At 58.4% G+C, this 19,153-nt stretch carries 12 protein-coding genes and 1 tRNA gene; 7 read left to right on the top strand and 6 right to left on the bottom strand.

The window, feature by feature from the left end; translation table 11 throughout:
• Positions 1-23: 23 nt before the first annotated feature.
• Positions 24-2,822 (bottom strand): bifunctional [glutamate--ammonia ligase]-adenylyl-L-tyrosine phosphorylase/[glutamate--ammonia-ligase] adenylyltransferase, encoded by a 2,799-nt coding sequence (glnE, locus tag GTU67_RS00475; RefSeq protein WP_430458988.1) that lies wholly within the window; start codon positions 2,820-2,822, stop codon positions 24-26.
• 102 nt (positions 2,823-2,924) lie between these two features.
• On the opposite strand from glnE, the gene GTU67_RS00470 reads away from it, so the two are divergent.
• Positions 2,925-6,578 carry a YhdP family protein gene (locus GTU67_RS00470; protein WP_185778236.1) on the top strand — a complete coding sequence of 1,218 codons (3,654 nt, stop codon included), beginning with the start codon at positions 2,925-2,927 and terminating at the stop codon, positions 6,576-6,578.
• A 96-nt stretch (positions 6,579-6,674) separates the two neighbouring features.
• Here GTU67_RS00470 and gdhA read toward each other — a convergent pair whose 3' ends face one another.
• The 3 genes from gdhA to trxA all read right to left on the bottom strand — a co-directional run bounded on the left by gdhA (position 6,675) and on the right by trxA (position 9,869).
• A complete protein-coding gene (gdhA, locus tag GTU67_RS00465; protein ID WP_185778235.1) occupies positions 6,675-8,015 on the bottom strand; it encodes an NADP-specific glutamate dehydrogenase in 1,341 nt (446 codons plus the stop codon).
• A gap of 193 nt (positions 8,016-8,208) precedes the next feature.
• Entirely contained in the window at positions 8,209-9,465 is a 1,257-nt protein-coding gene (rho, locus tag GTU67_RS00460; protein ID WP_185778234.1) for a transcription termination factor Rho, read from the bottom strand.
• 77 nt (positions 9,466-9,542) lie between these two features.
• On the bottom strand, positions 9,543-9,869 hold the full coding sequence (gene trxA / locus GTU67_RS00455) for a thioredoxin TrxA (RefSeq protein ID WP_093970551.1): 327 nt from the start codon (positions 9,867-9,869) through the stop codon (positions 9,543-9,545).
• A 131-nt stretch (positions 9,870-10,000) separates the two neighbouring features.
• On the opposite strand from trxA, the gene GTU67_RS00450 reads away from it, so the two are divergent.
• From GTU67_RS00450 to GTU67_RS00425, 6 genes are all read left to right on the top strand, one after another.
• Positions 10,001-11,965, top strand: coding sequence for a DNA topoisomerase IV subunit B (locus tag GTU67_RS00450; protein ID WP_488153840.1), 1,965 nt, complete (start codon positions 10,001-10,003; stop codon positions 11,963-11,965).
• Positions 11,966-11,991: 26 nt separating this feature from the next.
• Positions 11,992-14,298: a DNA topoisomerase IV subunit A gene (gene parC / locus GTU67_RS00445; RefSeq protein ID WP_185778233.1), complete on the top strand. Its 2,307-nt coding sequence runs from the start codon at positions 11,992-11,994 to the stop codon at positions 14,296-14,298.
• A gap of 32 nt (positions 14,299-14,330) precedes the next feature.
• Positions 14,331-15,371 carry a CDP-6-deoxy-delta-3,4-glucoseen reductase gene (locus GTU67_RS00440; RefSeq protein ID WP_185778232.1) on the top strand — a complete coding sequence of 347 codons (1,041 nt, stop codon included), beginning with the start codon at positions 14,331-14,333 and terminating at the stop codon, positions 15,369-15,371.
• Positions 15,372-15,437: 66 nt separating this feature from the next.
• Positions 15,438-16,691 carry a D-amino acid dehydrogenase gene (locus GTU67_RS00435; RefSeq protein WP_185778231.1) on the top strand — a complete coding sequence of 418 codons (1,254 nt, stop codon included), beginning with the start codon at positions 15,438-15,440 and terminating at the stop codon, positions 16,689-16,691.
• 7 nt (positions 16,692-16,698) lie between these two features.
• The gene (locus tag GTU67_RS00430; RefSeq protein WP_185778230.1) at positions 16,699-18,015 is read left to right on the top strand and encodes an extracellular solute-binding protein; all 1,317 of its coding nucleotides are present in this window, start codon (positions 16,699-16,701) and stop codon (positions 18,013-18,015) included.
• Positions 18,016-18,171: 156 nt separating this feature from the next.
• Positions 18,172-18,248, top strand: a tRNA-Met gene (locus GTU67_RS00425).
• A 147-nt stretch (positions 18,249-18,395) separates the two neighbouring features.
• On the opposite strand, the gene GTU67_RS00420 is transcribed toward GTU67_RS00425, so the two are convergent.
• The gene (locus tag GTU67_RS00420) at positions 18,396-18,710 is read right to left on the bottom strand and encodes an addiction module antidote protein (RefSeq protein WP_185778229.1); all 315 of its coding nucleotides are present in this window, start codon (positions 18,708-18,710) and stop codon (positions 18,396-18,398) included.
• On the bottom strand, positions 18,707-19,021 hold the full coding sequence (locus tag GTU67_RS00415; RefSeq protein WP_185778228.1) for a type II toxin-antitoxin system RelE/ParE family toxin: 315 nt from the start codon (positions 19,019-19,021) through the stop codon (positions 18,707-18,709). The genes GTU67_RS00420 and GTU67_RS00415 overlap by 4 nt, the downstream gene beginning before the upstream one ends.
• Positions 19,022-19,153: the final 132 nt, after the last annotated feature.

Genomic DNA, 19,153 nt, shown 5'->3' with positions numbered 1-19,153 from the left:
GTGTTTGGCGCCGGCGCCTGGGCTCAATCGCCAATAACCGCCTTCCAGAGCGCGCACACGGCGTCGCGCTCGGGCTGGAACTGGTCGGCAGGGATCCGGGCCACGTCGTTGCCCTGCAGTCGCATTTCGTGCTGCGCTTTTCGAAACACCCGATAGGCGTCGGCAACTTGGGACGACAGCTGCTGCGGTATAAGGCCCGCGCGTGCGGCCAGGCCCAACAGGGCAATATTGCCCAGGTTGTCGAGCAGCTCGGGGTGGGCGGTAGATGTCGACAGCACCAGGTACTGCGTAATGAATTCGATATCAACCATGCCGCCACGGTCGTGTTTAAGGTCGAACAGTTGGGTAGGGTTGGGGTGGCCGGCCGCGATTTTTTCGCGCATGACCTTGACCTCGTCGCGCAGTTTGTTTGGGTCGCGCGGCAAAAGCAGCACCCGCTGCCTGATTTCTTCGAATCGGGCGCCCACGGAAGGGTCTCCGGCGGCAAAGCGGGCGCGTGTAATCGCCTGGTGTTCCCAGGGCCAGGCGTGCTCAAGCTGATATTGCTCAAAGGCGTCGAGCGACACGGCCAGCACGCCGGCATCGCCGTCGGGGCGCAGACGCAGGTCAATTTCGTACAAACGGCCCGATGAGGTCATGGTGGATAGCCAAGAAGCCATGCGCCGCCCCAGTTTGGCGTAGATTTCGCCGGCGTCATCGCGATCGTCGTCGTATACAAAGACCAGGTCCAGGTCGGACGCGTATCCGATTTCTTTACCGCCCAGCCGGCCATAGGCAATAACGGCAAACCGGGAGGGCGGCAGTGACGATACGGCCTGGCCTTTGGGCTGCACAAGCGGCCAGACGCGCCGAATGGTCTCGGCCAGCAGCATGTCGGCCAGCGCCGAAAGCTGGTCGGCCAGTTGTTCGACGCTGAGTACGCCGCCCAGGTCTTGCGCCAGTAGCTGAAAACTGACCTGGCGCTGGATGTCGCGCATCAGGTTCATTTGCTGTTCGACGTCGGGCTGCCCGGTCGGCAGCATGCAGGCATCGAGCTCGCTACGCATATGCTGGGCCAGCTCGACGAAGTCGGGCGGCGCCATGAGCGAGTGCCATTCGATCAGGCTGTCGAGCAAGAGCGGATACTGACGCAAGTATTGCGCCGCCCATGGGCTGGCGCCCACAATCCGGGCGACACGGGCCAGAATTTCGGGGTATTCGGCCAGCAGCGCCAGGTAAGGGCTGCGCTGCACGATTTGTTCGATCAATTCGAGCAGCCGCAGGGCGGTTTGCTCGGGGTTGGCGGTTTTGGCGGCCGTTTCGATAATGGCCGGTAACAGCGCCTTAAGACGTCGGCGGCTGGTGGTGGGCAGGCTGCGCACCCGGTGGCTTTGGCGCAGGCTGTCGATGCGCTGCAGCAGTGTTTCGTTCGGGCTGCCGAAATGTGCCTCGATATGCCGGGCCATGGCATCGTCGGTTGCGGCGGCCGTGCCGGTGCCAGATTCGGGCTCGGGCTTCGTCGCCGCGGTTTCGCCGTCGTCGCCCATGCCGGCAAGCCGGAAGGCGTTGCGGAACGTACCATTAACGAAGGCCCGATGGGCGGCCAGGGTTTCTTCGAACTCGTCGGGGGTCATCCCCATGGCTGTGGCCAAATCTGCCCGAAGCTGCGGGTTGTGAGGCAGTAAATGGGTTTGCTCGTCTTCGCGATACTGCAGCAAATGTTCGGTGCGACGTAAAAACACGTAGGCAGACTCAAGCCGTTTAGCCAGGGTTTCGTCGATGACACCGGTAATTACCTGTTGCTGCAGGGCCTTTAACAGCCCCCGCTTTTGCAATGACGGGATACGCCCGCCCCGAATCAGCTGGTTCAGCTGCACCACAAATTCTATTTCGCGAATACCGCCGTCACCCAGCTTGATGTTGTGTGTGGCGTCGATGCCGTTGCGCTGGCTGGCCCGTTTGTTCCAGTCTTCGCGAATGCGTTCGCGCAGCGCCCGCAGCGACGACAGCGCGTCGAAGTCGAAGTACTTGCGATAGACGAATGGTTTGCGAAGGGCTTCTAGCTGAGCCTCTTGCTGACGCATATTGCTGTCGGCAAACGCCTGGGCCGGGATCACCCGGCCTTTCAGCCACGCATAGCGCTCCCATTCACGACCTTGTGTAATCAGGTAGTTTTCAAGGGCGTCCAGGCTCCAGGCCAGAGGCCCTGCGTCGCCATCTGGGCGCAGGCGCAAGTCGGTACGAAAGACCTGCCCATTGGCGTCGGGTTCTGACAACACGGGCATCATGCGTTGCGTCAGGCGCCCGTAAAACTCGTGGTGACTGATGCGCCGGCGTCCGTCGGTTTCGCCTTCTTCGCCGTACAGCATAATCAGGTCGATGTCGGACGATACATTCAGTTCGCGCCCGCCCAGTTTGCCCATGCCGATAATCAGCATTTCTTGGGGGGCGCCGGTTGCCGGGTCGAGGGGGGTGCCATGTACCCCTGCCAGGTCTGCCGCCACTGCCCGGTATGCTTGGGCAATGGCCAGGTCGGCAAAATGGCTCATGGCGCCGACGACTTCTTCAAGCGGTGCCACCCCGGCCAGGTCGCGCACCAGCAGGGTGTAGAACACTCTTTCGCGCGTCTGGCGCAGCGCCTTGCGCAATACGTCGAGCGCTGGCGCCTGTGCGGTCAACGCGTGCCCCGCCAGCTCGGTGAACCAGGCGTCGATAAGCGACGCAGTTACCGGTTGGTCGGCGGCTTGTTCAAGCCATGATTCGAAGCCGGGGTGGGCACTGGTTTTGCGGCGCAAAGCGCCCGACCAGCGCAATGCCGGTGCGAGTGAAAGACGGGACATGATTGCAGCCAGATATTGGGGTAATTGAAGACGCTAAGGCATAATTCGGGTATAAGACTCCAAAAGATACAACAAAACCCCCTGTTCCGGTAAACATACTCCCACGTGCGTCAGATCTATCCCTATATCCGCTGGCTAGGCCGCACGGCGCTGGTGCTGTACTTTGTTCTGGCCGCCTTGGTGCTGGGGGTACGTTACTGGGTACTGCCCAACATCGACACCTGGCGCCCTTATCTCGAGCAGCAGTTGTCGGGCGCCTTGGGCAGCCCCGTTACCCTGGGGAAGGTATCGGCGTCGTGGTCTGGTCTTAACCCATCGCTTCAGGTCGAGCAACTGGCTGTAAACAATGCCCAGGGGCGGCAGGTGTTTTCTTTACCGCAGGTCAGCGCACAGTTGCATTGGCTGGGCTTGCTAAGCGGGCAGGTCAGGCTGCTGGGCCTCGAAGCCACCGGCCTGGTGCTCGATATCCGTCGGGCGACCGATGGCCGGATCTGGCTGATGGGGCAGCCACTAGAGGCCGAAGATACCCATGCCCCCGACACGCCGCACCCGTTTGCGCAATGGTTGCTGGCGCAACAATACATTGCCCTTGACCATGCCACATTGCGCTGGCGCGACGAAATGCGGGACGGCCGGCCGCTGGCGCTCGACGATGTGACCTTGCAGTTTCTGAAGGTCGGTCAAGGGTACCAGGCGTCTTTAACGCTTAACGCACCCGCCGCATTGGCAGAGTCGCTCAGTCTGTCGGCCAACATTCAATACGAAGACCAGACGCTCGAAATCACCGATCCGGGTGCCTGGTCGGGGCGCCTTTATACGCGCATGACGCAGTTGCAGCCCCAGGCCTGGGCGCCCTGGATTGATATTCCACAGCATTTGAAGCATGGTGAGGTGTCGGGCCAGTGGTGGATCGACGTGCGTCCCGGTCAGTCGCCTGTGATTACGGCCGATGTGCACATCAATGAAGGTCGGTGGCAGCTCGACGACCTTGAGTCCCACTACATCCAGGCTGGAAATGTGCAGTTATATGCGGGCGGCCCGTGGTCGGCCATCAAAGCCATTTTCGAATCGCTGGGTGTCGAGCAAAGCCGGCCCACCCCTGCCCGGGAGGGCGACGAGGTGCAATGGCGCCTTCGGGCCGACGAGCTGAATCTTTCGATGCCAGAGGTCTTCGAGGCGCCCCTGTCGTTCGAGCATGTTGCGCTCGATGGCGCGTTTAGGCTAGACGCCGCGCAACGTTTTGTGGTGCCGGTACGCCAGGCGCATGTGGTCAGCGAGGCGATGGACCTGGTGCTGCAGGGCCGGTGGCAGCAAGGCGACACGGGTACGGCGGGTATGGCCGACTTCAAGGGGCGGTTCAATCGGGCCAGCCTTAATCGCATTGGGGCGCACCTGCCAAAATCAGTCGACCCCGACGCGCGCGAATGGCTGGGTTACGGATTGATGTCGGGGCAGTTGTTGTCGGCCGATATTGTGCTGGCCGGCGCGCTCGACCATTTCCCGTTTGGCGAGGCCCCCGATCAGGGCCGGTTCCAGATTGCCGGTCGTTTTGAAGACACCGATATCGATTACGCCCCGGCCGACACAGACGAACCCGGCTGGCCCCGCCTGATGGGGGTGAATGGCGTGGTAATGCTCGATCGGGTCGACCTGCGTTTGTATGCCGAATCCGCTCAGGTCAGCCCCGCCGAAAACGCCGTCATTGCGCTTGCCGATGTGAGGGCGCGCATCCCAAACATTGAATCTGATGCCGTACTGACAGTGCAGGGCGCATCGGTGGCGCCGGCGTCGGCTTATCTTGCCCTGGCGCATCATTCGCCGTTGGGTGGGCTGCTGGATAACGCCCTTGACCTGGCGCAGGCCGACGGGCAGTGGCAGGTCCCCCTGAAATTGCGCGTGCCCTTGCTCAATACAGACGACACCACCGTTCAGGGGCAGATTTTTTTTGATGGCGGTCAGGTCGTGCTTGACCCTGACGTGCCCGCATTGCAGCAAGTCAGTGGTCACCTGAACTTCTCTGACACGGGGCTGGATACTGATAACCTCAAGGCGACCTTCCTGGGTGGGCCGCTGGCCGTGCGTGGCGGCATTGGCGGCGGGCGCAAGGGGCTGGCCCTTGAAGGGCGCCTTACAGCCGATGCCTTGACAGCGTTTTTCGACCTTGAAGGGATGAAGCGGCTGTCTGGTGTTATCGATTACACCGGTACGGTTCGGCGATTGCCTACCCGTCGCTATGCCATGGCGGTGCAGTCGGCGTTGCAGGGGCTGTCGGCCGATTTCCCCGCGCCAGTCGGTAAAGGTGCGCAACAACAGCGTACCTTGCGCGCCGAATGGGTACCTTTAGAACGCGGCTCGGCACGTCTTGACGTCAGTCTGGCTAACGACGTCCGGTTGCGCCTGTTGCGGCGTGTTTCCCCCGATGCGCAGGCTTATTTCGACGCGGTGGCCATTGGCGTCGGGCAGACGCCGCTGTTGCCGACCCGTGGCCTGTCTGTCGATGCGCGTTATCCCGTTATCGATGCCGATATCTGGATGGCTATTGTGGATGAATTCGACCGGAGCCTGTCGGGTCGCGAGCCTGCAAAGAGCACGGGTGCGCGAAAGTTGCCGTTGTTGCCTTCATTGCGCCAGCTTCGTGCGCAGGCCGGGCAGCTTAAGGTTTACGGGCTTGATCTTGATAAAGCCACGCTAACCGCTGCTTATCAGCCTATGGCGCAATGGCGTGTGGATGTTAGTGCAACCGAGACCGCGGGGACGCTGTTCTGGAAAGAGGCCAATGGCACACAACTTGAAGCCGTTGACGGCAAGTTTGAGCGTTTGGCCCTGGGCCGGGCCGGGCAAGCCGACGATGCCTCGGGTGCCGATCAGGCTAAAGACGACACCGGTCTGGAGCATTTTGATATCCCGGAACTGAAGCTTGATGTGCGTAATTTCACGCTGTATGGCAAGCCGTTGGGCCAGTTGCTTGTGGCCGGCGTGAACACGCCAGAAGCCAATCAGTGGGTATTGAACCGGCTAGCCATCAAGAACGAGTCGGGTGAGCTCGACGGGACCGGCGTCTGGAAGTTGTCTGGGCCAGACCGAGGCCTGTCGCTGGATGCTGAAGTTAAAGTGGTTGACCTGGGGGGGCTGCTTGACCGGCTGGGCATGGCTGATGCGGTGTCGGGCGGTAACGGCACGGTGACGGGCAAGATCCGTTGGGGCAATATGCCCTGGCGTTTCAGCCGGCAAGATATCAGTGGCCAGTTGCGCATCGATCTGCAAAAGGGCCGGTTCAGTTCGGTCAATTCAAGGTCGGCAAAAGTTCTGGAGCTGCTGTCTTTTCAGTCGATGCAACGTCTGCTGACGTTCGACCTCAACCCGAACGGCATGTTTCGTGAGGGGTTTCCGTTTGATTCTTTTGGGGGCACGCTGGCCATCGAGCGCGGCGTAATGACGACCAATAATTACCGCGTTGAGGGGCCTGTGGGCAATATCAGCCTGGGGGGCGATGTTAATCTGGTTGACGAAACCTTGAACCTGCAGGCCATGGTTGTGCCCAACCTGGATATGAGCGGCGCCGCATTGGCAGGCATTGCAATCAACCCCATTGTCGGGGTGGGCGCGTTTTTAACGCAGTGGTTGTTGAAAGCGCCGTTATCGCGAGCAATGACCTTGCATTACCAGGTAACGGGCAAATGGGACGAACCCAGACTGCAAGAAGTTACCGACAAACGAAGCGCCGGTAACGGCAACACAGAAAAAGCAGCGGGCGAATAAAAAACACAGCCGTAAATGAAAGAAGGGGTTGGCCTTCGCAGCGCTTGGCTATGCGTTGGCCAACCCAATCTTGCGGTTCACGATGTCAGGCTCCGATCAATAAACACCTTGCTGCAACATGGCGTCGGCGACTTTGACGAAGCCGGCGATGTTGGCACCATTGACGTAATTGACTGCATTGCCATTCTGGCCAAAACGGACGCAGTTTTCGTGGATGTCGCGCATGATTGCGTGCAGTTTGTGGTCGACCTCTTCACGGGTCCACGACAAACGGGCGGCATTCTGGCTCATTTCGAGGCCCGATACCGCGACACCACCAGCGTTGCTGGCTTTGCCAGGCGCGTACAGTACACCTGCTTCGATGAAGGCATCTGCTGCTTCGATCGTGGAAGGCATGTTTGCACCCTCGGCGACACACAGCACGCCGTTCTTGATCAGCGTTTTGGCATCGTCGAGCTCGAGCTCGTTTTGCGTTGCGCAAGGCAGTGCGACATCGACAGGCACGTGCCAGGGGCGCTTGCCTTGTTCGTAGGTCAGGCCCAGCTCTTTGGCGTAAGTGGTCAGGCGCTCGCGGCGGTTATTCTTGATGTCCATGAGCAGCGCGAGTTTTTCGGGCGTAAAGCCAGCCGGGTCGACAACGCAGCCGTCGGAATCGGATACGGTAATGACTTTGGCGCCGATTTGCATGCATTTTTCGATGGCGTACTGTGCCACGTTACCCGAGCCGGACACGGAAACCGTCAGGCCGTCGAGCGATTTGCCCGCGTGCTTGAGCATTTCTTCGGCAAAGTAAACCGTACCGTAGCCGGTAGCTTCGGGGCGGATCAGGCTGCCGCCGAATGTCAGGCCTTTACCGGTGAAAACACTGGCTGACGAGTTCGACAGTTTTTTCATCATGCCGGCCATGAAGCCGACTTCGCGACCGCCAACGCCAATATCGCCGGCAGGCACGTCGGTGTCGGGGCCGAGGTGGCGATACAGTTCGATGATGAGTGCCTGGCAGAAACGCATGACTTCGCCATTGGACTTGCCTTTGGGGTCGAAATCGGAACCGCCTTTACCGCCGCCCATGGGCAACGTGGTCAGTGCGTTTTTGAAGGTTTGCTCGAATGCGAGGAATTTGAGGATGGACAGGTTCACCGAGGGGTGAAAACGCATGCCGCCCTTGAAGGGGCCAATGGCCGAGCTGTGCTGGATGCGGAAGGCGCGGTTGGTTTGGACCTGACCTTTGTCGTCGACCCAGGACACGCGGAACTGAATGACGCGTTCGGGTTCGACCAGACGCGACAGCAAGCCCTGTTCGGCATATTGGGGGTTTTGTTCGATGAAAGGCCAAAGCGAAATCATGACCTCTTTGACGGCCTGCATGAATTCAGGCTGATGAGGGTCACGCGCCTGGACCTGATCCAGGAACTGGTTAAGACTGGGTAGTTTCATTGGCTGTTTTTCTTAAGTTGCTCACGCAGACGCACCCAAAGGGTTTGCCTTTGTGATTGATAACGAGAGAAAGAAACGTTTTGTTTTTGTTGACTGTTATTGTTGTTGGCAAGCTGCCCGTGGATACATCCCGGATGCACAAGACAGCCAAGATGCACTAAGCCTCTCGGTTGAGAGGCTTAGGGGCGGTAAATCATTTCTTCATCATGTCGAAGAATTCGGCGTTGTTTTTAGTGGCGCGAATTTTATCGAGAATGAACTCCATAGCAGCAACTTCATCCATGTCGTGAATGAATTTGCGCAAGACCCAGATTTTTTGCAGCAGATCGGGTTTGATGAGCAGTTCTTCGCGGCGGGTGCCGGATTTGTTCAGGTTGATGGCCGGATAAACGCGTTTCTCGGCCAGACGGCGCTCGAGGTGGACCTCGGAGTTGCCGGTACCTTTGAATTCTTCGTAGATGACCTCGTCCATGCGGCTGCCGGTTTCGATAAGCGCGGTGCCAATGATGGTGAGCGAGCCGCCTTCTTCAAGGTTACGTGCCGCACCGAAGAAGCGTTTGGGGCGCTGCAGCGCATTGGCGTCGACACCCCCGGTAAGCACTTTGCCCGATGAAGGCACCACCGTGTTGTAGGCGCGGGCCAGGCGGGTGATCGAGTCGAGCAGAATGACGACGTCTTTTTTGAGTTCGACCAGGCGCTTGGCCTTTTCGATGACCATTTCGGCGACCTGAACGTGCCGGGTGGCGGGTTCGTCGAAGGTTGACGCGACGACCTCGCCGCGCACCGTGCGCTGCATTTCGGTGACTTCTTCGGGGCGTTCGTCGACCAGCAGCACAATGACCGTGGCTTCGGGGTAGTTGGTGGTAATGGCATGCGCAATGTGCTGCATCATGACCGTTTTACCCGATTTGGGGCTGGCAACAATTAACGCGCGCTGGCCTTTGCCGATGGGGGCAAAGATGTCCATGATGCGGCCGGTGATGTTCTCTTCGCTTTTAATGTCGCGCTCGAGCGTCATGACCTGGTTGGGGTGCAACGGGGTCAGGTTTTCGAACATGATCCGGTGCTTGATGGCCTCGGGTTGCATGCCGTTGACCTTGTCGACCTTGACCAGGGCAAAGTAGCGTTCGCCGTCTTTTGGTGTGCGCACTTCGCCTTCGATGGAGTCGCCTGTATGCAAATTGAAACGGCGGATCTGGGACGGCGAAATGTAGATGTCGTCGGTGCTGGCCAGATAAGACGTGTCGGGGGAACGCAAAAAGCCGAAGCCGTCGGGCAGGACTTCGAGAACGCCGTCGCCGAAGATCTGTTCGCCTTGTTTGGCGCGACGCTTCATGATGGCAAACATGATTTCTTGTTTGCGCAGGCGGCTGGCGTTGTCGATATCCAGGCTGGCAGCCATTTCGAGCAGCTGCGAAACGTGCAGCGCTTTGAGTTCGGTGAGATGCATGAGAGGGGAAGAAGGGAAGTTGAGCTAGTGGCAGGCCTGGACAGGCCTGCGCGCAAGTGAAAAACGGTTAGTTGAAATTAGACGGCGTCGTCGAGGAAAGCGCCAAGCTGAGACTTGGTGAGCGCGCCCACTTTGGTGGCGGCTGCCTTGCCGTCTTTGAACAGCATGAGCGTCGGGATGCCGCGTACACCAAACTTTGCAGCGGTGTCGGGGTTTTCGTCGACGTTTAGCTTGGCAATAGTAACACGACCTTGGTATGTCTTGGCGGCTTCGTCGAGCAGCGGGGCGATCATTTTGCAGGGCCCGCACCAGGCAGCCCAGTAATCGACCAGGACAGGGCCGTCGGCTTGAAGAACGTCGGCTTCGAAGCTGGCGTCGGTAACGTTTTTGATGAGTTCGCTCATGGTATTGAAATAAAGGTTTGAGTTACTAAAAACTATACTAAGCATAACATCTGCCGGGTTTTGCTGACTACCTGGTCAGCCGATCTCAGGCAAAATACTGTTTTTTCGTCCACCAGATTTTTGGGGAAACCTTGGCTACGACACCACACTACGACGAAGCATCGATTCGGGTCCTGAAGGGGCTGGAGCCGGTACGCCAGCGCCCGGGCATGTACACCCGCACCGAAAACCCGCTGCATATTCTGCAAGAGGTCATCGACAACGCCGCCGACGAGGCCCTGGCGGGTTTTGGTACGCAAATCAGTGTCACCTTGCACACCGACGGCAGCATTTCCGTCGAAGACGACGGTCGCGGTATCCCGGTGGGGCTGCACCCCGAAGAGCAGGTGCCCGTGGTTGAAATTGTGTTCACGCGGCTGCATGCCGGCGGCAAATTCGATAAAAAAGCCGGTGGTGCGTATGCGTTCTCGGGCGGTTTGCACGGTGTCGGCGTGTCGGTCACCAATGCCCTGTCTACCCGGCTCGAAGTCGATGTCATGCGCGATGGTTCTGCCCACCGGCTGGTGTTCGGGCACGGTGAAGTCATCGAACCCCTGCAGCAGTTGCAGTCGGTGCCCAAAAAGAAGACAGGCACCCGGGTTCGTGTCTGGCCCGATCCGCAGTATTTCGATTCGGCCGTTATCCCGGCGGCCGAGCTGGTGCATTCTTTGCGCAGCAAAGCTGTGTTGCTCAGCGGCATCAAAGTGTCGTTGTCGGTCGAAAAAACCGGTGAGTCCCGTCAGTGGCAATATGCCGACGGCCTGCGCAGCTACCTTGACGAGGCCCTGGGCGATGCCGAGCGCATCGTCCCGCTCTTCGAAGGGCGGCAGTATGCCGGCGCCGACGACGACAGCTTTTCCGAAGGCGAGGGCGCGCATTGGGCGGTGGTCTGGACATCCGAGGGCAACGTGGTGCGTGAGTCTTACGTCAACCTGATCCCGACCCCTGCAGGCGGGACGCACGAGGCGGGTCTGCGCGACGGTCTGTTCAACGCGGTCAAGTCGTTTGCCGAACTGCACAACCTTATTCCGAAAGGGGTGCGTCTGTTACCCGAAGACGTTTTTGCCCGCGCCAGTTTTGTGTTGTCGGCCAAGGTGCTCGACCCGCAGTTTCAGGGGCAAATTAAAGAACGTCTGAACAGTCGCGACGCGGTCCGGTTAGTTAGTGCGTATGTCAAGAATGCGCTTGAGCTGGTCTTGCACGCCAACGTCGAGGCCGGCAAAAAGCTGGCTGAAAGCGCCATTCGGCAGGCCCAGGCGCGGGCGCGTTCTGCGCAAAAAGTAGAAAAGCGTAAAAGCTCGGGCGTGGCGGTATTGCCCGGCAAGCTGACTGACTGCGAGTCCTCCGATGCGTCGCGTACCGAACTGTTCCTGGTCGAGGGCGACTCGGCAGGCGGGTCGGCAAAAATGGGGCGCGACAAAGAATTCCAGGCCATTTTGCCTTTGCGGGGCAAGGTGCTTAATTCGTGGGAAGTCGAGCGCGACCGGCTTTTTGCCAATAACGAGATCCACGACATATCGGTGGCAATCGGGGTCGACCCGCATGGCCCCGACGACACGGTCGACCTGTCCGGCTTGCGTTACGGGCGTATTTGCATTTTGTCAGACGCCGACGTCGACGGCTCTCATATTCAGGTGTTGTTGCTGACGCTGTTTTTCCGGCACTTCCCGCGCTTGGTCGAGTCGGGGAACGTTTATATTGCCCGGCCGCCCCTGTTCAGGGTCGACGTTCCCGCATTGGGCAAGCGCCCGGCGCGCAAGCTGTATTGTCTCGACCAGGGCGAACTTGAAGCCGTTCAAGACAAGCTGCGTGCCGAAGGGGTGCGCGAGGGCTCCTGGAGCATCAGCCGATTCAAGGGCCTGGGCGAAATGAGTGCTGAACAGCTTTGGGAAACCACCATGAACCCGGACACCCGCCGCCTGATGGTGGTCTCGTGTGGCGAACTGGGCGTCAAAGGCACCGTGGAAATGTTCGACATGCTGATGGGTAAAGGCGAATCGGCGCAGCGCCGCGCCTGGCTCGAAGAAAAAGGCAATCTTGCCGATGTCGACGTCTAACAAAACAACGCAGGACAACAATAGTTATGGACAATACTCAACCCGGCTTGTTTGACGGCGGCGGCGACGACGGCGAACAGCTGACGCTGGGCCACTACGCCGAGCAGGCCTATCTGGATTACGCCGTGTCGGTGGTGCGCGGTCGCGCCCTGCCCGAGGTGGCCGACGGGCAAAAGCCCGTGCAGCGCCGTATTTTGTATGCGATGGACGCCATGGGCTTGGGCCCTAACGCCAAGCCGGTCAAGTCGGCGCGTGTGGTGGGCGATGTGCTGGGTAAGTATCACCCGCATGGCGACCAGGCCGCCTACGACGCTATGGTCCGTATGGCCCAAGACTTTTCCCTGCGTTATCCGCTTATCGACGGGCAGGGCAATTTCGGCTCTCGCGACGGGGATAACGCTGCGGCCATGCGATACACCGAGGCGCGTCTGACGCCGTTTTCAAAGGTATTGCTCGACGAGCTTGACGAAGGGACGGTCGACTTTGCGCCCAACTACGATGGCAGCCAGAAAGAACCGCAATTGTTGCCGGCGCGCTTGCCAGTCATGTTGCTTAACGGGGCTTCGGGCATTGCCGTAGGCATGGCCACCGAAATCCCGTCGCACAATTTGCGCGAAATCGCTTCGGCCTGCGTGGCCTTGTTGCGTAACCCCAAACTCGATGACGACGAACTGATGGCATTGGTGCCGGGCCCCGATTTTGCGGGGGGCGGACATATTATTTCGTCGCCGCAAGACATTGCCGCGGTTTATCGCAGCGGCCGGGGCTCTTTAAAGGCACGTGCGCGCTGGGAATTCGAAGACATGGCGCGCGGCCAGTGGCAACTGGTGGTGACCGAATTGCCGCCGGGCACATCGGCCCAGAAAATTCTTGAAGAAATCGAGGACCGCACTAACCCGAAAGTAAAGGCGGGTAAAAAAAGCCTGACTACCGAGCAGCAGCAAACCAAGGCGCTCATGCTGAATTTGCTTGATGCGGTTCGCGACGAGTCGGGCAAGCAGGCGGCTGTGCGTCTGGTTTTCGAGCCCAAAAGCAGCCGTATCGACCGCGATGAGTTCGTTAATACGTTGTTGGCGCAAACCAGCCTTGAAGGCAGCGCGTCGGTCAACCTGGTGTGCATTGGCACCGATGGGCGCCCGGGCCAACGCGCGTTGCGCGACGTGCTGGTTGAATGGCTGGGGTTCCGTACGCAAACCGTTACGCGTCGTACCCAGTTTCGCCTGGACAAGGTCACCGACCGCATCCATGTGCTTGAAGGGCGCATGGTGGTCTACCTTAATGTCGACGAGGTCATCCAGACTATTCGCGAGTCAGACGAGCCGCGTGAAGCGCTGATGACCCGGTTCTCGCTAAGTGAGCGTCAGGCTGAAGACATTCTTGAAATGCGCTTGCGCCAGTTGGCGCGCCTGGAAGGGTTCAAGATAGAAAAAGAGCTCGTCGAGCAAAAAGAAGAACAAGCCAAGTTGCAAGAGTTGCTGGCCAACCCGTCGTCGTTAAAGCGGTTGATCATTCGCGAAATTGAAGCCGATGCCAAACAGTATGGTGACGACCGCCGCACGCTGATCGAAACCGCAGAGCGGGCGGTGCTTGAAACCAAAGTGGTAGACGAACCGGTCACGGTGATTATTTCCCAGAAAGGGTGGTTGCGGGCGCGCCAGGGGCACGGCCACGATGCGTCGCAATTCAGTTTCAAAATGGGCGATGCGCTTTACGACGCTATAGAGTGCCGCAGCACCGAAAGCCTGATTGCGTTTTCTTCAACGGGGCGCGTGTATACGGTACCGGTGTCCAGTCTGCCCTCGGCGCGCGGCGATGGCCAACCCATTACCGCCATGGTCGATATCGAGCAAGGCAGCCGGGTGGTGCACATGGTGGCCGGCCCGGAGGCACAGCGGTATTTCATTGCCACACAGTCGGGTTACGGGTTTATTGCATCGTTTAAAGACATGAGCACGCGCCAGCGGGCGGGCAAGCAATTTGTCACGCTTGAAGCCAAAGATGTCATGCTCAAGCCGCTTGCACTGCCGTCCGACAGCAGCCATTTGGCCATGCTGACACGCAAAGGCCGTTTTCTGGTTGTCGGGCTCGAAGAGTTTAAGACCTTGTCGGGTGGCGGCCGAGGGACAATTCTGATGGGGCTTGACGAGGGTGATACCCTGAGTCAGTGGGCCGCCATCGGGCCTGCGGGGGTTTGCGTCAGCGGGGTTTACCGCAACAAGCAAACCGACGTCGTGCTCGACATGCCGGCCTTGGCCGAGTACGTAGGCAAGCGCGCACGCAAAGGCAAAATGCTCGACGCGAAAGTCAAGCAGCCGCTTATTCGCCCGGCGTAAAATAGCGGGCTAACCCTAATATTTTTAGTGCCATGAGTTTCAAAGTTACCGTACAGCCATCGAATCACACGTTTAATGTCGAGCCTGGCAGCACCGTGCTCGATGGCGCTTTGGCGGCCGATATTATTTTGCCCTACAGCTGCCGTACGGGGGCATGCTCTACATGCAAGGGCAGGGTGGTTTCCGGTACTTTTGATGCCGGGTCGTCACCGGCACAAATGTTGTCCCCCGAAGAACTCGCCCAAGGCTACACCTTGTTCTGCCAGGCCAAGCCCACCTCCGACTTGCTTATCGAGGCGCAAGAAATCCGTATGGCCAGCGATATCCAGATCCGCAAAATGCCATCGCGGGTCATGGGGCTGAATCGCATTCGCGACGATGTCATGGTCATCGATTTGCAGTTGCCACCGGCGGAACCTTTCCGTTATTACGCAGGTCAGTACATAGAGTTCATTCTTAAAGACGGGCAGCGACGCAGCTATTCCATGGCCAACCCGCCGGCCGAAAACAACCGTGTCGAGTTGCATATCCGGCATATGCCGGGCGGGGTGTTTACCGATCACGTGTTCGGCGCCGGCGACACGGCCATGAAGATTCGCGAAATCCTGCGCATCGAAGGTCCGTTGGGGTCGTTCTTTTTACGCGAAGATTCCGACAAGCCTATTGTGTTTCTGGCCAGCGGTACGGGTTTTGCGCCGGTCAAAGCCATGATCGAGCGCATGATTGCTACGGGGAATACACGCCCTGCGGTGTTGTATTGGGGCGGGCGCCGCCCGGCCGACTTGTACATGCACGCGCTGGCGCAGGGCTTCGGGCAGGTTTTACCCAACTTGCGTTACGTGCCCGTTATTTCCGACGCCTTGCCCGAAGACCAATGGGCAGGTCGTACCGGCTTCGTTCACCAGGCCGTGCAGCAAGACATCCCCGATTTATCGGGCTATCAGGTGTATGCCTGCGGTGCGCCCGTTATGGTCGAATCGGCGCGTCGCGATTTTGTACGCGACAACGGATTGCCCGAGGCCGAGTTTTACGCCGACGCCTTTACGTCGCAGGCCGATACGCACAAGGGCTAAGCGTTAGCAGCCCCGTCGGGCGCACGTCGTTTAACGCCAACATACTGTCATTCAAAGGTAAGCGTTATGAAAGTAGTGGTAATGGGCAGTGGCATTATTGGAATCTCTACGGCCTGGTGGCTGAACCAGGCCGGCCACGACGTGGTGGTCATCGACCGCGAACCGGGGCCGGCCCAGGAAACCAGCCGGGCCAATGGCGGGCAAATTTCAGTGTCGTACGCCGAACCCTGGGCGAACCCGCAAGCGCCCCTCAAGCTGTTGAAATGGCTGGTGTCCGACAACGCCCCGATGGTGTTTCGCCCGCAGGCCGATTGGCGTCAGTGGGCCTGGGGCCTGGCATTTTTGCGCGAGTGCCTGCCCAAGCGTGTGCCCCAGAATATCCGGGCAATGGTCAGTTTGGCCGAGTACAGCCTGCAAACCCTGCGCACCATGCGCGACGACCTCGACATCCATTACCACCACCTGTCGCGCGGTATTCTGAACATTTACCGCGACGCGGAGCAATTCGAGGCCTCGCAGACGGCAGCCAGCTATATGCGCGACTTTGGCGTCGATCGTCGTATTGTCAGCGTCGATGAGGTTTTGGCGCTTGAACCGGCGCTTGAACCGGCTATTCATGACATTGTCGGTGGCGACTACACCGCTACTGACGAAAGCGGCGACATTCATATGTTTGCCAGTGCCCTGGCACGAAAAGCCCGTCATGCCGGTGTCGAGTTCATGTTTTCAACCCAGGTCAACCGCCTGCGGGCCGAGGGCGGGCGCATTACGGGCGTCGAGGTCATCGATGCAGAAGGTATCTTCCGCGAAGTGACGGCCGACGCCTATGTGGCGGCCCTGGGCGCCTTTACGCCGCATCTGGTCAACCCGTTGGGGGTGCGGTGCCTGGTGTACCCGGCCAAAGGGTATTCGGCCACCTTCAAAATTACCAACCCCGATGCCGCCCCCGAAGTCAGCATTACCGACAGCGAACACAAGGTCGTGTTCAGTCGCCTGGGCGATACCCTGCGCATGGCTGGCACTGCCGAATTATCGGGCTATAGTCGCGCTTTAAACACAAATCGTTGCCAGAATATGGTGTCTCTGGCGAAGGATCTATTCCCTTCTGCACTTGATTTTGATAACGTTCAGTTTTGGTCGGGCCTGCGCCCGTCTACCCCGTCTAATGTGCCGCTTATCGGGCGTACAAAAATATCCAATTTGTACCTGAATACCGGCCATGGCACGCTGGGGTGGACGATGGGCGTCGGGTCTGGCAAGGTTCTTGCCGATATTATTTCAGGCCAAAAGCCCGAGCCTGATTTCCCCTTTTTAGGTTGATTCCGTTATGACGATACATCGGTTTTTTCGTGCGCCCGCTTCCTGGCGCGCGACAGCAGTTGCGGTTGCAGTATCTGTGTTGGGGGCGGGTTCAGCACACGCCGCAACAGACATCCAGGTGTGGTTTTCTTTAAACGAGCATAACCACGAAGTCTTCGAAGACCTGGTCAAAAAATTCAACCGGGATCAAGATGACGTCAAGGTGACCCTGAAGTCGTTCAAGAGCCCCAAAGAAATCGAGCCCGAACTGCTCAAGCAGGTTGGCGCCAAAGCCAAAACGCCGCACCTGGTTCAAATCGACGACAACCGCGACCCGGAATCGCTGGCCAACCGCAGTTACATCATGCCGCTGCATACGTTATTGGCCAAGTACCCCATTAAAGATGCCAACTGGTTTGTTGCGCCGCAAAACCTAAGCATGCGCGACGCTAAAGGCCGCTTGCTGGCTTTCCCCTACATGATCGATGTGCCCGTCATGTATTACAACCACGAAGCCTTTAAAAAGGCCGGCCTGCAGCCCGCAGTGCCCGACCGCTCCTGGATGGGGCTTCAAGACCAGTTGGTAGAACTGGCCAATAAAGCCACACGTTATTGTCCGGCAACCACCGACCAGTCGGTGTCGGTCAACCTTGAAAACCTGGCCGCTGTAAACAACCAGTTTTTTACAGCGGGCGACAACGGCACAAAAGGCGTTCCTTCGTTCTCGTTCGACATCACGTTTGTACGTCATTTGTCGCTCATGATCAGTTGGGTGCGTACCGAACTTTTGGTTAACCCCGGCGCCGACCCTAAAGCCATCGACCGCTTTGCCAATAACGAGTGTTCGATTCTGATGTCTGAATCCAGCAACATGGGGCGGTTTATAGATACTCGCCCCTTGAGCTTTGGCGTAGTGGGTTTACCGTATTACCCGCAAGTTACCAAGCAGCCAGGCAACCCGTTTCTTGACGGTACAGGTTTGTGGGTAACGTCGGGCCACGCCGATGCCGAGAACAAGGCCACGGCGCAGTTCCTGGCATGGCTGACCCGCGCCGACAACGCCGCCACCTGGTACCAGAAAACAGGCTTCCTGCCGTTAACCCAGCAGGCGTTTGCGGCTACCAGCAACGACTATTACAAAAAGCTGGGCGACTGGAAGAACCTTGTGGCGGTTTATGCCAAGCCGCCAACACAAACCGCACGCGGCTTCAAAATCAACAACTACCCCGAAATCCGCGAAATGTTTCATCGAAAATTGCAGGAAGCACTTCAGGGTAACAACCCCGCAGTGACAACCTTGACGGCGGCTTCATCTGAAGCGGCCCAGATCATGAAAAGCAAGTAATCAGGGCAGGGCACTTTAGGGTGCTGGCCCGACATTGACACCCCCCGTTGTTTTGCAGCGGGGGGTGTTTTTTTATTTTTGATTTTTTGCGTGAAAATTTATTGAACGACTTGCTTGGAAATGAATTTTTATGCTATAGTTTTGGTCTTCAAGTGTGGCGCATTAGCTCAGCCGGTTAGAGCGACGGAATCATAATCCGCAGGTCCCCTGTTCGAATCAGGGATGCGCCACCAGAGATTTACTTGTTTATCAAGACGTTAACGCCACCCTCGCCGGTGGCGTTTTTGTTTTCTGGTGTCCCGTGTGACCAAAACGTGACCGCGTTTGCGAAGGGTGCCAGGTGTGTGGCGTCCATGTGGGTGTACTTCTGCGGGTTGCCGTTATGGATGCTGCTCAGTCTGAACGACAAGACGCACCCCCAGTGCCTTGCACACCTTGGCTATCGTATCGAAGCGTGGGTTAGCGTCCGGTCGAAGGGCTTTGTACAGAGACTCACGGCCAATGCCAGCGGCCTTGGCAATTTGGGCCATGCCTCGTGCCCGAGCAGCAACGCCCAAGGCGTTGGCAAGCTCACCAGAGTCACCTTCCTCGATGATCTGAGTCAGGTAAGCCGCAATGTCCTCATCGTCGCGAAGATAACGCGCTGGGTCGAAAACTGGGAGTTCGGATACTTTGATATTTTTTGTCTTGCTCATGACGGGTTCTCCTCGTCGTTTCTCAGGATTCGAGCCAGTTCCTTGGCCCGTGTGATGTCTCGGCCTTGCGTGGCCTTGTTGCCACCGCCCAGCATGACGATCAACACATCACCCTGTTCGATGTAGTACATGCGCCAACCAGGGCCAAAAAACTCGCGCATTTCGTTGACTCCTTCTCCAACCGGCTCCACATCACCTAGAAGGCCACGCGCTGCCTTCTCAAGCCTGCGGATGAGGCGGGCGCGAGTAGTTGAATCTTTCAGGCTGTCAAACCAAGTGTCAAATTCCGGTAGTGACTTTATCGTGTACATGTCTCATTGTATTCGTTCGAATACTTTTCTCAAGAATTTATTGTCATCAAGCTAGGCTTGCACTGCTCGCCAGGGGTTGTGCACCCATTATCTACTTTCCGTAGTTGAAGGTCGCGGTTGGGCATAGCAGCT

The organism is Pusillimonas minor (genome assembly GCF_014237865.1).
In the GTDB taxonomy this organism is placed as follows: Bacteria; Pseudomonadota; Gammaproteobacteria; order Burkholderiales; family Burkholderiaceae_B; genus Neopusillimonas; species Neopusillimonas minor.
Note: the sequence above shows the minus strand (reverse complement) of the source record. Positions and strands in the feature narration are given on the sequence as shown.

What these genes read in the sequence shown, in the direction of transcription:
- gdhA (WP_185778235.1), bottom strand. Translation starts at nt 8,015, where the DNA reads ATGAAACTACCCAGTCTTAACCAGTTCCTGGATCAGGTCCAGGCGCGT.
- rho (WP_185778234.1), bottom strand. Translation starts at nt 9,465, where the DNA reads ATGCATCTCACCGAACTCAAAGCGCTGCACGTTTCGCAGCTGCTCGAA.
- trxA (WP_093970551.1), bottom strand. Translation starts at nt 9,869, where the DNA reads ATGAGCGAACTCATCAAAAACGTTACCGACGCCAGCTTCGAAGCCGAC.
- parC (WP_185778233.1), top strand. Translation starts at nt 11,992, where the DNA reads ATGGACAATACTCAACCCGGCTTGTTTGACGGCGGCGGCGACGACGGC.
- GTU67_RS00440 (WP_185778232.1), top strand. Translation starts at nt 14,331, where the DNA reads ATGAGTTTCAAAGTTACCGTACAGCCATCGAATCACACGTTTAATGTC.
- GTU67_RS00435 (WP_185778231.1), top strand. Translation starts at nt 15,438, where the DNA reads ATGAAAGTAGTGGTAATGGGCAGTGGCATTATTGGAATCTCTACGGCC.
- GTU67_RS00430 (WP_185778230.1), top strand. Translation starts at nt 16,699, where the DNA reads ATGACGATACATCGGTTTTTTCGTGCGCCCGCTTCCTGGCGCGCGACA.
- GTU67_RS00420 (WP_185778229.1), bottom strand. Translation starts at nt 18,710, where the DNA reads ATGAGCAAGACAAAAAATATCAAAGTATCCGAACTCCCAGTTTTCGAC.
- GTU67_RS00415 (WP_185778228.1), bottom strand. Translation starts at nt 19,021, where the DNA reads ATGTACACGATAAAGTCACTACCGGAATTTGACACTTGGTTTGACAGC.